The following is a 14,078-nucleotide window of genomic DNA, read 5'->3' on the forward strand; positions in this document are numbered from 1 at the left end:
CTGGCAGTATTTAGAAAACACCTGATTTGGATATGCGGCTTTGTGTCCATTCGTGCAAGTTTTTTTGCTGTATTTTAATAAATGAAATATATGGTGTTATTCCAAGGACATTTTTCAACCTCTGCAAGTCTGGCTTCTGCCTGTGTCAGACAGCCGGCGGATGATCAGGCCGGCTCTCAAATGGCACAGGTGTTTTTTGCCCTTTGGGTCATCAAAAATAATTCCTATCGCATTAATAAAACGGCGAACGATATTTGCCGTGCGTTGTTGTGGCCCGTATGGGCTGCGCCGCTGCACCGATGGCATGGGTCCTTTGCAGTCACGGGACAGCCGAACCAGGCCATTGACTGCAGTGGCCGGGCCAGGGGCATCAGAGGGCTGGCGGACGCTGCATCGCCAGCCGGGCAACCGGCCGCTTGGGATAAAAAAACGGGGGGCCCATCGGCCCCCCGCGTTCTTGCAAGGATGTGCGCTCGGTTTGCGTTGGTGGCGCTAGACGTCAAAGAGCGATTCCAGATCGTTGCGGGTGAGGGACTTGAAGGCGTCTTGGCCGGGAATGACGGCCTCGGCCACGTCGCGCTTTTGTTCCTGCAGGCGCAGGATCTTTTCCTCCACCGTGTTCTGGCAGATGAGCTTGTAGGAGAACACCTGGCGCAACTGGCCGATGCGGTGGGTCCGGTCGGTGGCCTGGTTTTCCACGGCCGGGTTCCACCAGGGGTCGTAGTGGATGACGTAGTCGGCGCTGGTGAGGTTAAGCCCCGTGCCGCCGGCCTTGAGCGAGATGAGGAACACCTTGATGTTCTCATCCTGGTTGAACTTGTCCACCTGATCGAAACGGTCCTTGCTCGAACCGTCGAGATAGCAAAAGGGCATCTGGCTGATGGTCATCCAGGACCGGATGATATGGAGCATCTGCACGAACTGGGAGAAGACCAGCACCTTGTGGCCTTCCTCGATACAGTCGGTGATGAGGTCTTTGAAGGCGTCGAACTTGCCGGAGGGCAGGTTGGTGTTGACGCCGGGCAGGTCGAGCTTGAGCAGGCGCGGGTGGCAGCAGATCTGCCGCAGCTTCAGCAACGCGTCGAGAATGGACATCTGCGACTTGGCCATGCCCTTTTCATCCACCGTGGCCAGCACCTGTTCCTTGAGCTTTTTGGCCAGGGCGGCGTAGAGCTCAAGCTGCTCGTCGAGCAGATTGCAGTAGTAGGTGTTTTCCACCTTGGGCGGCAGGTCCTTGGCCACCTCGGACTTGGTGCGCCGCAGGATAAAGGGCTTCACCCGGCCGCGCAGGTAATCAAGGGTCTCCACGTCGCCGTCCTTGATCGGCTTGACGATGCCGCGCTGGAAGGCGTTCTGGCCGCCCAGAAAGCCCGGCATGAGGAACTCAAAGAGCGACCACAGCTCAAAGAGATTGTTCTCGATGGGCGTGCCCGACAGGCAAAGCCGGGTCTTGCCGACCAGCCGGCGCACGGAGCGGGCCGTGATGGTATTGGGGTTTTTGATGTTCTGGGCTTCGTCTAGGATGATGGAGGCGAATTCGTATTTGAGCAGTTCGTCGAGGTCGCGGCGCAGCAGCGCATAGGTGGTGATGACCAGATCGGCCTCGCCGATCTTTTTGAACATGTTCTCGCGCCGTGCCCCGTAGATGATGAGTTGGGTGAGGTCGGGCACGAACTTCTGGGCCTCGCGCTCCCAGTTGGGCAAAACCGAGGTGGGCACGACGATGAGGTTGGGACCGCGTGCCCCGCGCTCCACATTGTGCTGGATAAAGGCCAGGGTCTGGACGGTCTTGCCCAGGCCCATCTCGTCGGCCAGGATGCCGCCGAAGCCATATTCGCGCAGGAAATTGAGATAGGACAGGCCCTCTGCCTGATACGGCCGCAGGTCGGCGTGGAGGCCCTTGGGCACGCGCACCGGCATGATTTCCCGGAAGCTGTGGATCTTCTGGCGCAGGCTGTTCCAGAACGAATCCGTGCGCGCTTCGGGCATGTCTTCCAGGAGCTTGTCCAGGACCGGAGCCTCGAACTGCTTGAATTTCGTCTGGGGCGGCTTGTCCGTGTCGTAGCCAAGGGCCCGCAGCTTGTGGGCCAGCTTTTCCAGCCAGGCCTCGGGCAGGCTCGTATACGAACCGTCTTTGAGCTGCACGTAGCGTTTGCCCTGGGTCCAGGCCCGCCAGATCTTGTCGATGGGCACCCGCTGGTCGTCGTATTGCACCTGCAGGTCGAGGTTGAACCACTTTTCCTCTTCCTTGGACTCCACCTCGGCCACGATCACCGGGGTGGTCAGGCGCACCTTGTAGCGGGTCAGGTTCTTTTCGCCAAAGACCCGGTATTTTTCCACCAGCTTGGGGTAGGCATCCAGGAGAAAGACGATGGCCTCTTCGGTCTCCAGGAACCAGTTGGCGTTGTTTCGGGCCTGGAAACGCATGTCGGAGAGCATGGTCAAAAGGGCCTGCTCCTGGTCGCAGTCCCGGGCGATCAGGTAGGACTTGCCGTTGTGCAGATACGAAGCGGTCATCAGGTCCGGATTGGGGCCGGGGACCGTGATCTCGCCGTGTTCGGTCTGGTAGACGTTTTGAATCTGCAGGGTGAGCAGGCTGCCTTCCTCATCCAGGAAGATTTTCGGGTCATAGGTGGCGGCCACAAAAAACGGCTGCATTTTGACCAGGAATTCCTCCTGGCCGTACAGGTCGCTCATGGGCAGATGGGTCCAGACCCGGTCGAGAAATTCCGACACGTCCGAGGTGGGAATGACCGGCGGGTTCTGGGCCATCTCCGACACCAGCTGGGGCGGCAGGCCGGTCTGGACCGGATAGAAGGCGTTTTTCCAGCACACCCAGATGGGCATCTGGCCGTAGAAGTAGACTTCCTGGCCGAGGATGGAAAACGGCGCCTTGCCCGGGGTGCCAAGCAGCGTATCAAAGGACAGGCCTTCTTCGGAGAGCTTGGGGGCCAGCTGTAGGCGCATGGTCTTGGATTCGATGCGCACCGGCTGCTCGGTGTCGCGCCAGTAGAGGTAGTATTCCTTGCCGATGGCCCAGAAAAACCAGGCCAAAAGCCCTGGCGGCAGTTCCACCCGGTGGCCGGCATAGTCGAGGTGGTGTTCGAGCATCTCGGCCACCACCGGCAGGGTGGGGGAGAGTTCCGACCAGTCCGGGTTCTTGATGATCTGCTCGAGGGTGATCTCGGAGTGGACCTGGGAGATGCCGGACTTGTTTTGCCTGGCCCGGAAAAAGGCCACCTGCAACCGCCCCGGTTCGGGGTGGAAGCGAAAGATCAGATAGTGGCGGCCGGGTTCCGGCTCGGGTTCGGTGGAGAAATAGGTGCGAAAGGTCTGCCGCCATTCCCCGCGCGAGGCCTGGGCGGCGCGGTCGCTGGCCTCGCTCGTGTCGCCGGCTTCCTCTTCCAGGGTGCGGATGCACTTAAGGGCCGTGGCCCCGACATGGCGGCACACGCCGGAAAAGGAATCCGGGCAGTTGCAAAAGAAATTGATGCTGCCTTCCCGAAGGTTGACAGACAGCTCCGAGGCATAGACCTGGAAATCATCACCCTGGACCTGGCCTTCCACATCCCAGAAGTGGTCGTGCTTGTTGACGGCCAGTTTCTGGATGCCGCCCCCGGCCACGATGGCGTGGGAGCCGTCCAGGATGTATTCAGGAATCGTCTCGCGAACGAATTCCCCAAGCAATGCTTTGATTTTTGTTTCGTCGTTTCCCATGACCATGGGCCTTGGACTCCTTGGTGCGACATATCTGCGTCCGGTATCCTTCGGCCATGCCGCCAGACGGCAGACGGAAGGGACAGACGAGTCCGGGCCGATTACCCGATTTCAGACCAATTTGGAACGGAAATATTGTCGGCGGGGCATTCACCCGGCCGCCGCCGCCAGGTCCGGGAAAAAGCGCTTTGATTTTTGGCAGTCCCCGTATATATTTTAGCTGCACAAGGCTTTGCGCATCCGTTCCAATACGTTGTTTCGGGCGGGCGTTGCAAGCGAAAAGGAGAACTATGCGTCTGGCGCACGCAGCATTTTTTGTCCTTGTCCTGCTCCTCCTTGGCGGTTGCGACAGCCCGCCCCGGGACGCGGACAAGGCCCCCCCGGCTTCGGCTGCGGCCCCGGCCAAGGCTCCTGGCGAGCCGGTTTCGGGCGGACGCATCGTCATGGCCACCATCGGCGAACCCTCCAACCTGATCCCGCCCCTGGCCTCGGATTCCGCCTCCCATGAGGTGGCCGACCTGCTCTATGTCTCGCCGCTGCGCTACGACAAGGACATCAAACTCGAATGTTTCGCGGCCGAGCGCTATGAAGTGCTCGAAGACGGCAAGCTGCTCAAATTCTGGCTGCGCCCGAATATCCGCTGGACCGACGGCGCCGAGCTCACAGCCGAGGACGTGGAATTCACCTACAAGCTCATGATCGACCCCAAAACGCCCACGGCCTATGCCGAGGACTACAAGGCGGTCACGAGCTTCACCGTGACCGGCAAATATTCTTTCGAGGTGCGCTACGCCGAGCCCTTTGCCCGGGCGCTGGTCACCTGGGCCGGGTCGATTCTGCCCAAGCACGTCCTGGCCGGCCAGGATCTGATGACGACCAAGTACGCCCGGGAGCCCGTCGGGGCCGGCCCCTACGTCCTGGCCGGCTGGGAACCCGGCCGCAGCCTGACGCTCAATGCCAATCCCGACTATTTCGAGGGCCGGGCCTACATCGATCAGGTCCTCTATCGCATCATCCCGGACACCTCGACCATGTTTCTGGAACTCAAGGCCGGCAATCTGGACATGATGGGGCTCACCCCGCAGCAGTACCTCTACCAGACCACCGGCCCGACCTGGGAAGCCGACTGGCAGAAGTTCAAATACCTGTCCTTTGGCTACACCTACCTGGGCTACAACCTCAAAAGCCCGTTTTTCACCGACGTCCGGGTGCGCCGGGCCCTGGCCCATGCCGTCAACAAGGAAGACATCATAAAAGGGGCGCTCCTGGGCCTTGGCATGCCCACCATCGGCCCCTACAAGCCCGGCACCTGGGTCTACAACACCGCCATCACGGACTATTCCTTCGATCCGGACAAGGCCAAGGCCCTGCTGGCCGAAGCCGGCTGGCAGGACCGAAACGGGGACGGCATCATCGAGGATGCATCCGGCCGGCCCTTTTCCTTTACGCTCCTCACCAACCAGGGCAACGAGGCGCGCATCAAGGCCGCCACCATCATCCAGAGCGAACTGGCCGCCATCGGCATCAAGGTCGAGATCCGCACCGTGGAGTGGGCTTCGTTTCTCAAGGAATTCGTGGACAAAGGCAATTTCGACGCCGTCATCCTGGCCTGGAGCGTGGCCCAGGACCCGGACAACTACGACGTCTGGCACTCGAGCCGGGCCGTGCCCGGGGGGCTTAATTTCGTGGGCTATAAAAACCCCGAAGCCGACGCCCTGCTGGAGCGCGGCCGGCGCACCGTGGATCAGGCCGAGCGCAAGGTGGTCTATGACGCCTTCCAGGAGCGCCTGCACCAGGACCAGCCCTACCTCTTCCTTTTTGCCCCCTACAGCCTGCCCATCCTGACCGCGCGCATCCAGAATGTGGCCGTGGCCCCGGCCGGCATCAGCTACAACTTCACCAAATGGTGGATTCCCCGCGACAAGCAGACGTTTCGTCTGGAACAGTAACACCCGCGGGCGCGTCCATCCCCGGACGCGCCCGCCATTCACGGCCGCCACCCGGGCACGAGGCCGGGACAATCATGATCCGCATCAACGAAATTCTCGATAAAACCGCCCTGTACTTAAATGAGCAGGACCAAGCGCTTATCACCAAGGCCTACGTGTTTTCGGCCGCTGCCCATGCCGGGCAGGTGCGCCTTTCCGGCGAACCCTACCTGTCCCATCCCCTGGAAGCCGCCGGCATCCTGGCCGACATGCGCCTCGACGCCGCCTCCATCGCCTCGGGCCTGCTCCACGACACCGTCGAGGACACCAAGGCCACGGTGGACGAGATCGAGGAACTCTTTGGCGAGGAAGTGGCCGACATCGTTGACGGCGTGACCAAGATCAGCCTCATCCCCTTTGAGACCAAGGAAGAGGCGCAAGCCGAAAACATCCGCAAGATGATCCTGGCCATGGCCGAGGACATCCGGGTGGTGCTGGTCAAGCTGGCCGACCGGCTGCACAACATGCGCACGCTGGAGTTCCAAAAGCCCCACAAGCGCTCGATCATCGCCCAGGAAACCATGGACATCTACGCCCCGCTGGCCAACCGGCTGGGGCTGCATCGCATCAAGACCGAGCTTGAGGACTGGAGTTTCCGCTACCTAAAGCCCGACATCTACAACCAGTTGGTGGAAGGGGTCGAGACCCACCACACCCTGGACGAAACCTATATCGACCGGGTCATCGCCTACATAAACGGCCTGCTCGAACCCAACAACATCAAGGCCCGGGTCTTTGGCCGGCGCAAGCATCTCTGGAGCGTCTACAACAAGATGCGCGTCCAGGAGCTGACCATCGATCAGGTCCACGATCTGGTGGCCTTCCGGGTGGTGGTGGAGACGATTCGCGAATGCTACCATGTGCTCGGGCTGGTCCACTCCCTGTGGAAGCCGGTTCCGGGGCGGTTTAAAGACTACATCTCCATGCCCAAGGCCAACATGTACCAGAGCCTGCACACCACGGTGGTGGGCCCTGGCGGCGAGCGCATCGAAATCCAGATCCGCACCGAGGAGATGCACCGGCTGGCCGAAGAAGGCGTGGCCGCCCACTGGAAGTACAAGGAACGGGAGAAGGGCAAGTTCAACCCCCGCGATGTGGAGCGCTTCCAGTGGCTGCGCCAGATCATGGACTGGCAGCGGGAGCTGACCGACTCGCGCGAGTTCGTCACCAACCTGCGCTTTGATCTCTTCCAGGACGAGGTCTACGTCTTCACCCCCAAGGGCGACGTCAAGGAGCTGCCCGAAGGGGCCACCGCCGTGGATCTGGCCTTTCTCATCCACACCGCTATCGGCGAGCACTGCGCCGGAGCCAAGGTCAACGGCAAGCTGGTGCCGCTCGATACGCCGCTTAAAAACGGCGACACCGTCGAGATCATCACCGACAAGAACCGCCGGCCCAACCGCGACTGGCTCAAATTCGTCAAGACGGCCAAGGCGCGGATGCGCGTCAAGCATTTCATCCGCACCGAGGAACGGGTCCACTCCATTGCCCTTGGCCGCGAGATGCTGGAAAAGCAGGGGAGAAAGGACGGGGTCAACGTCTTAAAGGCCATCAAGGACGGCTCCATGCTGACCGTGGCCCGCGACCTGTCCATGGGCAGCGTCGAGGACGTGCTCTCGGCCGTCGGCTATTCGCGCATTACCCCCAAAAAGATCATTGTCCGGCTCATGCCCAAGCGCGAGGGCGAAGAGCCCGAAGCCGCCGCCGCCAGGGTTGCCGAGCAGCATCCCCCGACCCCGGAATCCGGGCATGTGCCCAAGGGCAAGCCCGGAGAGGGCGTGCGCATCCAGGGCGTGGACAACGTGCTGGTGCGGCTGGCCCAGTGCTGCAACCCGGTGCCCGGCGACGCCATCGTGGGCTATATCTCCCGGGGACGCGGCATGGTGGTCCACACCCACGACTGTCCCAACGTGCGCAACCTCGAATCCGAGCGGCTCATCCAGGTCAGCTGGGAAGGCGAGAAGGAACAGCCGTATCCGGCCGGCCTGTCGATTCTGGCCAAGAACGAGAAGGGCGTGCTCAGCAAGATTTCCAACCAGCTGGCCGAGGAAGGCGTCAATATCGATTCCGGGGCCATCCACTCCAATGTGGACGGCACCACCCAGCTCACCTTCCGCATCGAGGTCCGCGACTCCGGCCACCTCTACCGCACCATCGAACGCCTGCGCCGCCTGGACGCCGTCATCGACGTCAAGCGCCACGCCGTTTCCGACGAACTTGGGACCAACACCAGCGAACCCGGCATTATGGACTGAGTTGGCCCCATGATCACCCGGCTCACCCTGACCGATTTCATGGCCCACGGGCACACTGAGTTTGCCTTTGCGCCGGGCCTCAATGTGCTGACCGGCCCCAACAACACCGGTAAATCCGCCGTGGTCGAGGCCCTGCGCTGCCTGTCGGAAAATCCCGTGCCCCGCCACGTCATCCGCCACGGCGCTGCCGAGGCCCGGGTGGAGGCCGAGCTTGAGGACGGGGTGACGGTCACCTGGGTGCGCCGGCCGAAATACGCCCTCTATGAAGTGCGCCGGCCCGGGGTGGACGAGCCGGAAGTCTTTGCCAAGTTCGGCCGGGCCGTGCCCGAGGAGGTGCGCCGGCTGCTGCGCCTGGGGCCGGTGCTTCTCGGCGGCGACGGCGAGGTGAGCGTGGATGTCCATATCGGCAACCAGCGCGAACCGGTGTTTCTCCTAAACGAACCCGGTACCGTGGTGGCCGGCTTTTTTGCCGCCTCCACCGAAGCGGCCCATCTGATCGCCATGCAGGCCCGGCTGACCGAACGCAGCCGCAAGACCAAGACCGAGAAAAAACGCCTGGAAAAGGGGCTGGCCGCCATCGCCGCCAGCTTAGGGCGGCTTGCCCCCCTGCCGGAGTTGGAACTGCGCCTGGAAGCGGCGGCCGGGCTGGAGGCCGCTGTTGCCGGCCGGGAGGCCGATGCTTGCGGGCTGGAACGGCTGCTGGCCGGGCGCGGGCAGGTGGCCGGGCGCATCGCCGTCCTTTTGCGCACCGGGCGCACCCTTGACGGGCTGGCTCCGCCGCCGGTCCTGGCCCCGACCGGACAGCTTGTGGCCCTGACCGCCCGGCAGGCCGAACTGGTCTGGAGCCTTCGCCGGACAACCGGCCGGGAACGCGCCCTGGCCCCCCTGGCCCTGCCGCCGGTCCTGGCTGACACCGCAACCCTGGCCGCCCGGCTGGCCGCCCTGGTCCGGGTCGGGCAGGCGGTCGGCCGCTGTGCCGGCCGGTCCGTGGCCCTGGCCCGGCTCGACGAGCCGCCGCCAATGGCCGATGCCAGGGGACTGGGTGCGTTGCTTGCGCGTCTGGCCGAGAGGCAGGCCGCCCTGGCCGTTCGGGAACGCCGCCATGCGGTCCTGGCCGCCCTGGACGAACCGCCGCAGACCGCGGACGTGGCCGTCCTTGGGGCGCTGGTGCGGGCGGTCACCCAGGGCCGGGCCGCCGTTGCCGCCCTGAGCCGTCGGCAGGCCGTGCAGGCCGCCCTGGCCCCGCCGCCGGACGTCGCCGATGTGCGCCCCCTGGCCGAACTGGTGCGGACCCTGGCCGAGGCCAGGGCTGCTGTGGCCGCAACAAGCGCTGCCCTGGCCGCCAGGGAACAGGCCGTGGCGGCCTTTGCCGAGGGCGTGGCCCGGCGTCTGGCCGCCCTTGGAGCCTGTCCCTTGTGCGGCGGCGAACTGTCGGCCGAAGCCTTTCTGGGCGGCGGCCACAGCCACCAGCCGCCGCCGCCCTCGGAGGAGTCATGACCCTGCCGGTGCGTCGGGCCAGCGGCCTGCTCCTTATCCCCGATCCCCATGTGGCGGCCACGCCGCCCATGCAGCGGCTCGACTCCTACATGGACGACATCCTGGCCAAGCTGGCCGCCTGCCTGGACCATGCCGCCGCCGCCGATCTCGTGCCGGTGGTGTTGGGCGACCTGTTCCACTGGCCGCGCGAGAATCCCAACGTGGTCATGGTGGCGCTCATCGAACTTTTCCGGGACCATCATCCGTACGTGCTGGTTGGCAACCACGACAAATATCAGGCCCGGTTCACGGCCGACACCTCGCTGGCCGTGTTGCGCGCCGCCGGAGTGTGCGAGGTTCTGGACGAACCCGGTTTGTTTCTGCGCCTGGACACGCCGACCGGCCCGGCCCTTGTCGGCGCGTCCCCGGACGGCGCGTCCCTGCCGCTCTCGGTGGACACGGCACCCGGCGAGGAGAGCGTGTGGCTCACCCACCACAATGTCGGGTTCCCGGATTTCCTGGACAAGCACGTGAAGATCCGGGAAATTCCGGGTCTGACCTGGCTTATTAACGGCCATATCCACCGGCCCCAGCCGACGGTTGCGGCCGGCTGCACCCGCTGGGCCAACCCCGGCAACGTGACCCGGCTCAAATTTAGCCGCAGCGCCATGACGCGCGTGCCGGCCGCTGCCGTCTGGCGGCCCGGAGCAGCGGACATCGAACACTGGACCGTGCCCTACCGCCCCTTTGCCGAGGTGTTCCCGGACCAGGAGTTCCCGCCCGAAGACAGCGCCCCGGCCGAGGTCCAGTCGCGCTTTCTCGAAGGGCTGGCCCGGCTGGCCTGGAAGCGCACCCGCGAGGGGGCGGGGCTGCATGAATTCCTGCGCGCCAACCTCAACCCCGAGCACCCGGAATCCGCCCTCATCTGGGAGCTGTACCGCGAGGTCACCGATCATGCCGATGCCGAGTAAGGTTGTTGCCGCCGACGCCGACGCCAGCCTGGAACGCGAACTGGCCGGCCTCAAGACCGCCTATGAGCGTTTACGGGACGACAAGGTGCGCACCGAACAGGATTTGCGCCACCAGCAGACCCAGCTGGCCGAACTGGAAGCCAAGGCCCGCGCCGACTACGGCACGGCCGATCCCGAGGCCCTCGCCCGGCTTCTGGAAGAAAAGCGCCAGGAAAACGCCCGTCTGGTCGCCGAATACCGCGAGCACATCGCGGCGGTCAGGCGCGACCTCGACGCCGTGGAGCAGGATTTTGCCGGCTGATTTTTGGGGTGGTGCGTATGCCGCTTGAAGCTTCGCCAGAGCTGGCTGCTCTGGCCGAGGAGCGCCAAACCCTGACGCGCCGCCTCGACCGGCTCTCCGGGCAGGCCTCGGCCAAGGCCGAGGCCTATATCGAGTCGCGCCGCCAGCTCCTGGCCGCCGAGGCCTTTCTCGACCTCGCCCCCCAGGCGGCCGCACGCCTGGAAGACCTCACCCGGGAGCTTTTCGGCGAGGTGCTCGACGAGATCGAAACCGACCTGACACACGCCGTGCGCGAAATCCTCGGCCAAAATCGCACGGTCGTCACCCGGCGCGAGATCAAAAACGGCAAGCTCGTCATCGAATTCGAGATGGAGCAGGACGGCAGGACCGAAGATATCTACGTCGGCCAGGGCGGGTCGGTCTGCAACATCCTGTCCGTCGGACTGCGCCTGGTCGCCCTTTCCCAGCTCGACCCCGACCGCCACAGGCCCTTTCTGGTGCTCGACGAGCAGGACTGCTGGCTGCGCCCGGACCTTGTGCCCGGTTTCGTGCGCCTCATTGCCGCCATCGCCGACCGGCTCGGCATCCAGGTGCTCTACATCAGCCACCATCCGGTCGATCTCTTTGCCCTGGAGGCCCGGCGCGTGTTCGGCCTGCGTCCGGGGCGGGAAAACGGACCAACCCTGACCATCCTGGCCGATCGCACAGCCGCCGGCGCAGTCGATCTGTCGGCCCCGCAAGCCGAAGCCCAGACCACCCCGGGCGGCGAATAGGCCGGGGATGCGTGAAGGGAGATACGGTGGGGGAGATGAGGTGAGACGAGGTGGAATGAAGGGAGATGAGGTGGGGCGAAGGAGTCGAAGAGTGCCTCCGGCGGCCGGGGGGATGATCCCCCCGGACCCCTGCAATGGGAAAAATTAAAAACGGTGTGCATGCTCTCCGACCAGGGACCTCTTCCCGCCTTTCCGGGCTCCCTTCCGCCCGGTGACTTGGCAACGCGCCCGGTCAAATCCAACCTGCCCCGGGTGGGATTCCAAAGGGTGTCAGTCCCTTTGGCCGCCGGAGGCACTCTTTTCTCCTTTCATTCTCCCCTCGCATCACCCGCAACTGATGCAGTTGCAGCTCGGGCAGGCCGGGCAGCCGCAGCCCAGGCAATTTTGCGGCGACGCGGCCAGTTCGTCGCTGTAGGCCGTAAAGGCCGCAGCCGGCACAGCCCGGGCCACGGCAAACAGTGAACCGGCCAACAGGGCGGCCAGGACCGCGCAACAAACAACCGCGCGCATACTTCGTACTCCCTACATGTTTTTGACGAGAAATTGCAGGATCATGCGGCGGCTGATCTCGCCGACCAGGACGCCGTTGGGATCGATGACCGGCACGGCCGGGATGCCCCGTTCCACAATCAGCTCGTTGGCCATGACGAACAGGTCTTCGGGGTGGGCAAAGGGGTAGTCCGAGTCCATGATGTCGCCGACCGGCGTATCGGAAATGGCGGCCATGTTGTGGCGCAGGGCGTCGAGCAGTTCCTCGCGGCCGTCGAGCAGCCCGGCCTTGGCCTGGGCCGTGATCTCCGTCGAGACGATGGTGGAGAGAAACGTGTGGATGGTCACCACCCCGAGCAGCCGGTCGCAGTGGTCCACCACGTAGGTATTGCGGAACACGTGGGTCATGCCGCCGTACCAGATGAGCACGTGGCCGACCGGCGCTTCCGGGCGAACTTTGATAAGCGTCGTGCGCATGATGTCGGCGATTTGCATGGGGGCCTCGGGTGTCGTTTGTGAAAAAAAGTACGAAAAACATAGCACCGCCCGTTCTGCCCGTAAAGGCATTAAAGGCGAGAATAGGGCAGGATCGTACAAGAATTTTCCCGGCCGCCCGGCCATGGTGCCCGAAACATCGGAGGAATCCATGGACACAAATCCGCAGACCGTGTTGGCAACAGGCCGCAGCATCCACACCACGACCGGCAGCCGCCAGGCCGGCGACATCCCCTGGAAAGACCACCCGGCCTTTGCCGGGGTGGCGTTGCGCCATCTGGTCACCGCCGCCGACACCGACGGGGCGCTGAGCTGTCATATTGTGCGCCTGTTGCCCGGAGCCAGCCTTGCCAGCCACGTCCATGACGGGCAATGGGAACTCCATGAGGTGGTGGGCGGCTCGGGAACGGCGGCGCTAAACGGCACACAGGCCGACTACCGCCCGGGTGTGGCCGCCGTCATTCCCCGGGGCGTGGCCCACGAGGTCACGGCCGGCCCCGAGGGCCTCACCCTCTACGCCAAGTTCTTCCCGGCGCTGCTGTAGGTATGAGGGCGTGGGAGGTGGAGGAGGAGTGGGAAGGCGGGGGGAGTGCCTCCGGCGGCCAAAGGGGTGACCCCTTTGGAAACCCACCGGGAAGAAGTGTGTAAAGGGGTTCTTGGCGTTGTGTGGCAATCCGGTCGGCGGCGGACCGGGGAAAGGAAACGATCATGGCCGAAACGCCTGTCCTCACCGTCGTCCGCCATCCGGCTGTGCCGGGGCTTGAGGCCGTGGCCGGGCTTGGCGTGGCCGCCGACATTGTGGCCCATGCCCATGCGGCCATGGTGGTGGGGCTGTGTCTGGCCGGCGGCCGGCGCATCGTGTCCGGAGGCGGCCAGTGGCGCATCGAGGCCGGGCAGGGGTTTGTGGTGCCGGCCGGGGTACGCCATGCCTGTTCGCCGCTCGACGTCGCCGGACACGCCTATCTGGCCCTGGCCATCCGGCCCGAAGCGTTGCTTGAGGCCGGGGTGGCGGTCGGTGCGCCGGAAGTCTGGGTGCGCCCGTGGCAGGACAGGGGTGCGGCCGCGTTGGTGCGCCGGCTGGCCGGCCTCCTGGCCGGGGAAGGGGACGACGCGGGCCGGATACTGGAGACGCTGGCCGCTTTGGCCGCCGGCCTAGGCCTCAAACCGGGCCTTGCCCCGCCGCCCCATCCGGCCACGGTGCGGGCCAGAGCGGCCATGGATGCCGATCCGGCCGCGGCCCACAGCCTGTCTGCCCTGGCCCGGCTGGCCGGGGTCGGGGAGACGTACCTGGAGCGGGTCTTTGCGCGCGATGTGGGGATGCCGGTCGGCCAGTACCTGCTTGGCCGCCGGGTCCGGCTGGCCGCCTCGCGCATTGCCGGCGGCGAAGCGCTGGCCGAGGCTGCCCTGGCCGCCGGATTTTACGACCAAAGCCACCTGACCCGCCACTTCCGGCAACGCATGGGCGTGCCCCCGGGGGGGTATAGCGAGGGGATACGGGAAGAGCCTGCGGCTGGGGATAAAGGCAGAAGATGCCTCCGGCGGCCAAAGGGGTGACCCCTTTGGAATCCCTCCTGGAAGGCAAGCAGCCAGGGAGGTGACGCCTGCCCCTTTACAGCTTTTCCCGTTGCAGGGGT

The 14,078-nt window shown here is 64.5% G+C and carries 11 protein-coding genes; 8 read left to right on the plus strand and 3 right to left on the minus strand.

The genetic code is table 11. The features are described from left to right. Positions 1-492 precede the first annotated feature (492 nt). A complete protein-coding gene (locus tag DVDV_RS10860) occupies positions 493-3,723 on the minus strand; it encodes a DEAD/DEAH box helicase (protein ID WP_075354687.1) in 3,231 nt (1,076 codons plus the stop codon). Between the two features lie 284 nt (positions 3,724-4,007). On the opposite strand from DVDV_RS10860, the gene DVDV_RS10865 reads away from it, so the two are divergent. The 6 genes from DVDV_RS10865 (at position 4,008) to DVDV_RS10890 (ending at position 11,460) form a co-directional block, all read left to right on the plus strand. Continuing rightward, positions 4,008-5,666, plus strand: coding sequence for a peptide-binding protein (locus tag DVDV_RS10865; RefSeq protein ID WP_075354688.1), 1,659 nt, complete (start codon positions 4,008-4,010; stop codon positions 5,664-5,666). A 74-nt stretch (positions 5,667-5,740) separates the two neighbouring features. Beyond that, complete coding sequence (locus DVDV_RS10870) at positions 5,741-7,960, plus strand: bifunctional (p)ppGpp synthetase/guanosine-3',5'-bis(diphosphate) 3'-pyrophosphohydrolase (protein WP_075354689.1); 2,220 nt, start codon at positions 5,741-5,743, stop codon at positions 7,958-7,960. A 9-nt stretch (positions 7,961-7,969) separates the two neighbouring features. Continuing rightward, complete coding sequence (locus tag DVDV_RS23790; RefSeq protein WP_075354690.1) at positions 7,970-9,457, plus strand: AAA family ATPase; 1,488 nt, start codon at positions 7,970-7,972, stop codon at positions 9,455-9,457. Further along, entirely contained in the window at positions 9,454-10,407 is a 954-nt protein-coding gene (locus DVDV_RS10880; protein WP_075354691.1) for a metallophosphoesterase, read from the plus strand. The genes DVDV_RS23790 and DVDV_RS10880 overlap by 4 nt, the downstream gene beginning before the upstream one ends. Then, a complete protein-coding gene (locus tag DVDV_RS10885; protein WP_075354692.1) occupies positions 10,397-10,708 on the plus strand; it encodes a hypothetical protein in 312 nt (103 codons plus the stop codon). Before DVDV_RS10880 ends, DVDV_RS10885 begins: the two co-directional genes overlap by 11 nt. 17 nt (positions 10,709-10,725) lie before the next feature. Further along, positions 10,726-11,460, plus strand: coding sequence for an ATPase involved in DNA repair-like protein (locus tag DVDV_RS10890; RefSeq protein ID WP_075354693.1), 735 nt, complete (start codon positions 10,726-10,728; stop codon positions 11,458-11,460). A gap of 324 nt (positions 11,461-11,784) precedes the next feature. On the opposite strand, the gene DVDV_RS10895 is transcribed toward DVDV_RS10890, so the two are convergent. After that, complete coding sequence (locus tag DVDV_RS10895; protein WP_075354694.1) at positions 11,785-11,970, minus strand: hypothetical protein; 186 nt, start codon at positions 11,968-11,970, stop codon at positions 11,785-11,787. A 12-nt stretch (positions 11,971-11,982) separates the two neighbouring features. Further along, entirely contained in the window at positions 11,983-12,444 is a 462-nt protein-coding gene (locus DVDV_RS10900; protein WP_075354695.1) for an HPP family protein, read from the minus strand. Between the two features lie 151 nt (positions 12,445-12,595). On the opposite strand from DVDV_RS10900, the gene DVDV_RS10905 reads away from it, so the two are divergent. Together DVDV_RS10905 and DVDV_RS10910 are read left to right on the plus strand one after the other, a co-directional pair. Beyond that, entirely contained in the window at positions 12,596-12,988 is a 393-nt protein-coding gene (locus tag DVDV_RS10905) for a cupin domain-containing protein (RefSeq protein ID WP_075354698.1), read from the plus strand. 164 nt (positions 12,989-13,152) lie between these two features. Beyond that, a complete protein-coding gene (locus DVDV_RS10910; RefSeq protein WP_075354696.1) occupies positions 13,153-13,998 on the plus strand; it encodes an AraC family transcriptional regulator in 846 nt (281 codons plus the stop codon). Positions 13,999-14,078: the final 80 nt, after the last annotated feature.

The organism is Desulfovibrio sp. DV, from assembly GCF_001936595.1.
In the GTDB taxonomy this organism is placed as follows: Bacteria; Desulfobacterota; Desulfovibrionia; order Desulfovibrionales; family Desulfovibrionaceae; genus Solidesulfovibrio.

What these genes read in the sequence shown, in the direction of transcription:
- DVDV_RS10860 (WP_075354687.1), bottom strand. Translation starts at nt 3,723, where the DNA reads ATGGTCATGGGAAACGACGAAACAAAAATCAAAGCATTGCTTGGGGAA.
- DVDV_RS10865 (WP_075354688.1), top strand. Translation starts at nt 4,008, where the DNA reads ATGCGTCTGGCGCACGCAGCATTTTTTGTCCTTGTCCTGCTCCTCCTT.
- DVDV_RS10870 (WP_075354689.1), top strand. Translation starts at nt 5,741, where the DNA reads ATGATCCGCATCAACGAAATTCTCGATAAAACCGCCCTGTACTTAAAT.
- DVDV_RS23790 (WP_075354690.1), top strand. Translation starts at nt 7,970, where the DNA reads ATGATCACCCGGCTCACCCTGACCGATTTCATGGCCCACGGGCACACT.
- DVDV_RS10880 (WP_075354691.1), top strand. Translation starts at nt 9,454, where the DNA reads ATGACCCTGCCGGTGCGTCGGGCCAGCGGCCTGCTCCTTATCCCCGAT.
- DVDV_RS10885 (WP_075354692.1), top strand. Translation starts at nt 10,397, where the DNA reads ATGCCGAGTAAGGTTGTTGCCGCCGACGCCGACGCCAGCCTGGAACGC.
- DVDV_RS10890 (WP_075354693.1), top strand. Translation starts at nt 10,726, where the DNA reads ATGCCGCTTGAAGCTTCGCCAGAGCTGGCTGCTCTGGCCGAGGAGCGC.
- DVDV_RS10895 (WP_075354694.1), bottom strand. Translation starts at nt 11,970, where the DNA reads ATGCGCGCGGTTGTTTGTTGCGCGGTCCTGGCCGCCCTGTTGGCCGGT.
- DVDV_RS10900 (WP_075354695.1), bottom strand. Translation starts at nt 12,444, where the DNA reads ATGCAAATCGCCGACATCATGCGCACGACGCTTATCAAAGTTCGCCCG.
- DVDV_RS10905 (WP_075354698.1), top strand. Translation starts at nt 12,596, where the DNA reads ATGGACACAAATCCGCAGACCGTGTTGGCAACAGGCCGCAGCATCCAC.
- DVDV_RS10910 (WP_075354696.1), top strand. Translation starts at nt 13,153, where the DNA reads ATGGCCGAAACGCCTGTCCTCACCGTCGTCCGCCATCCGGCTGTGCCG.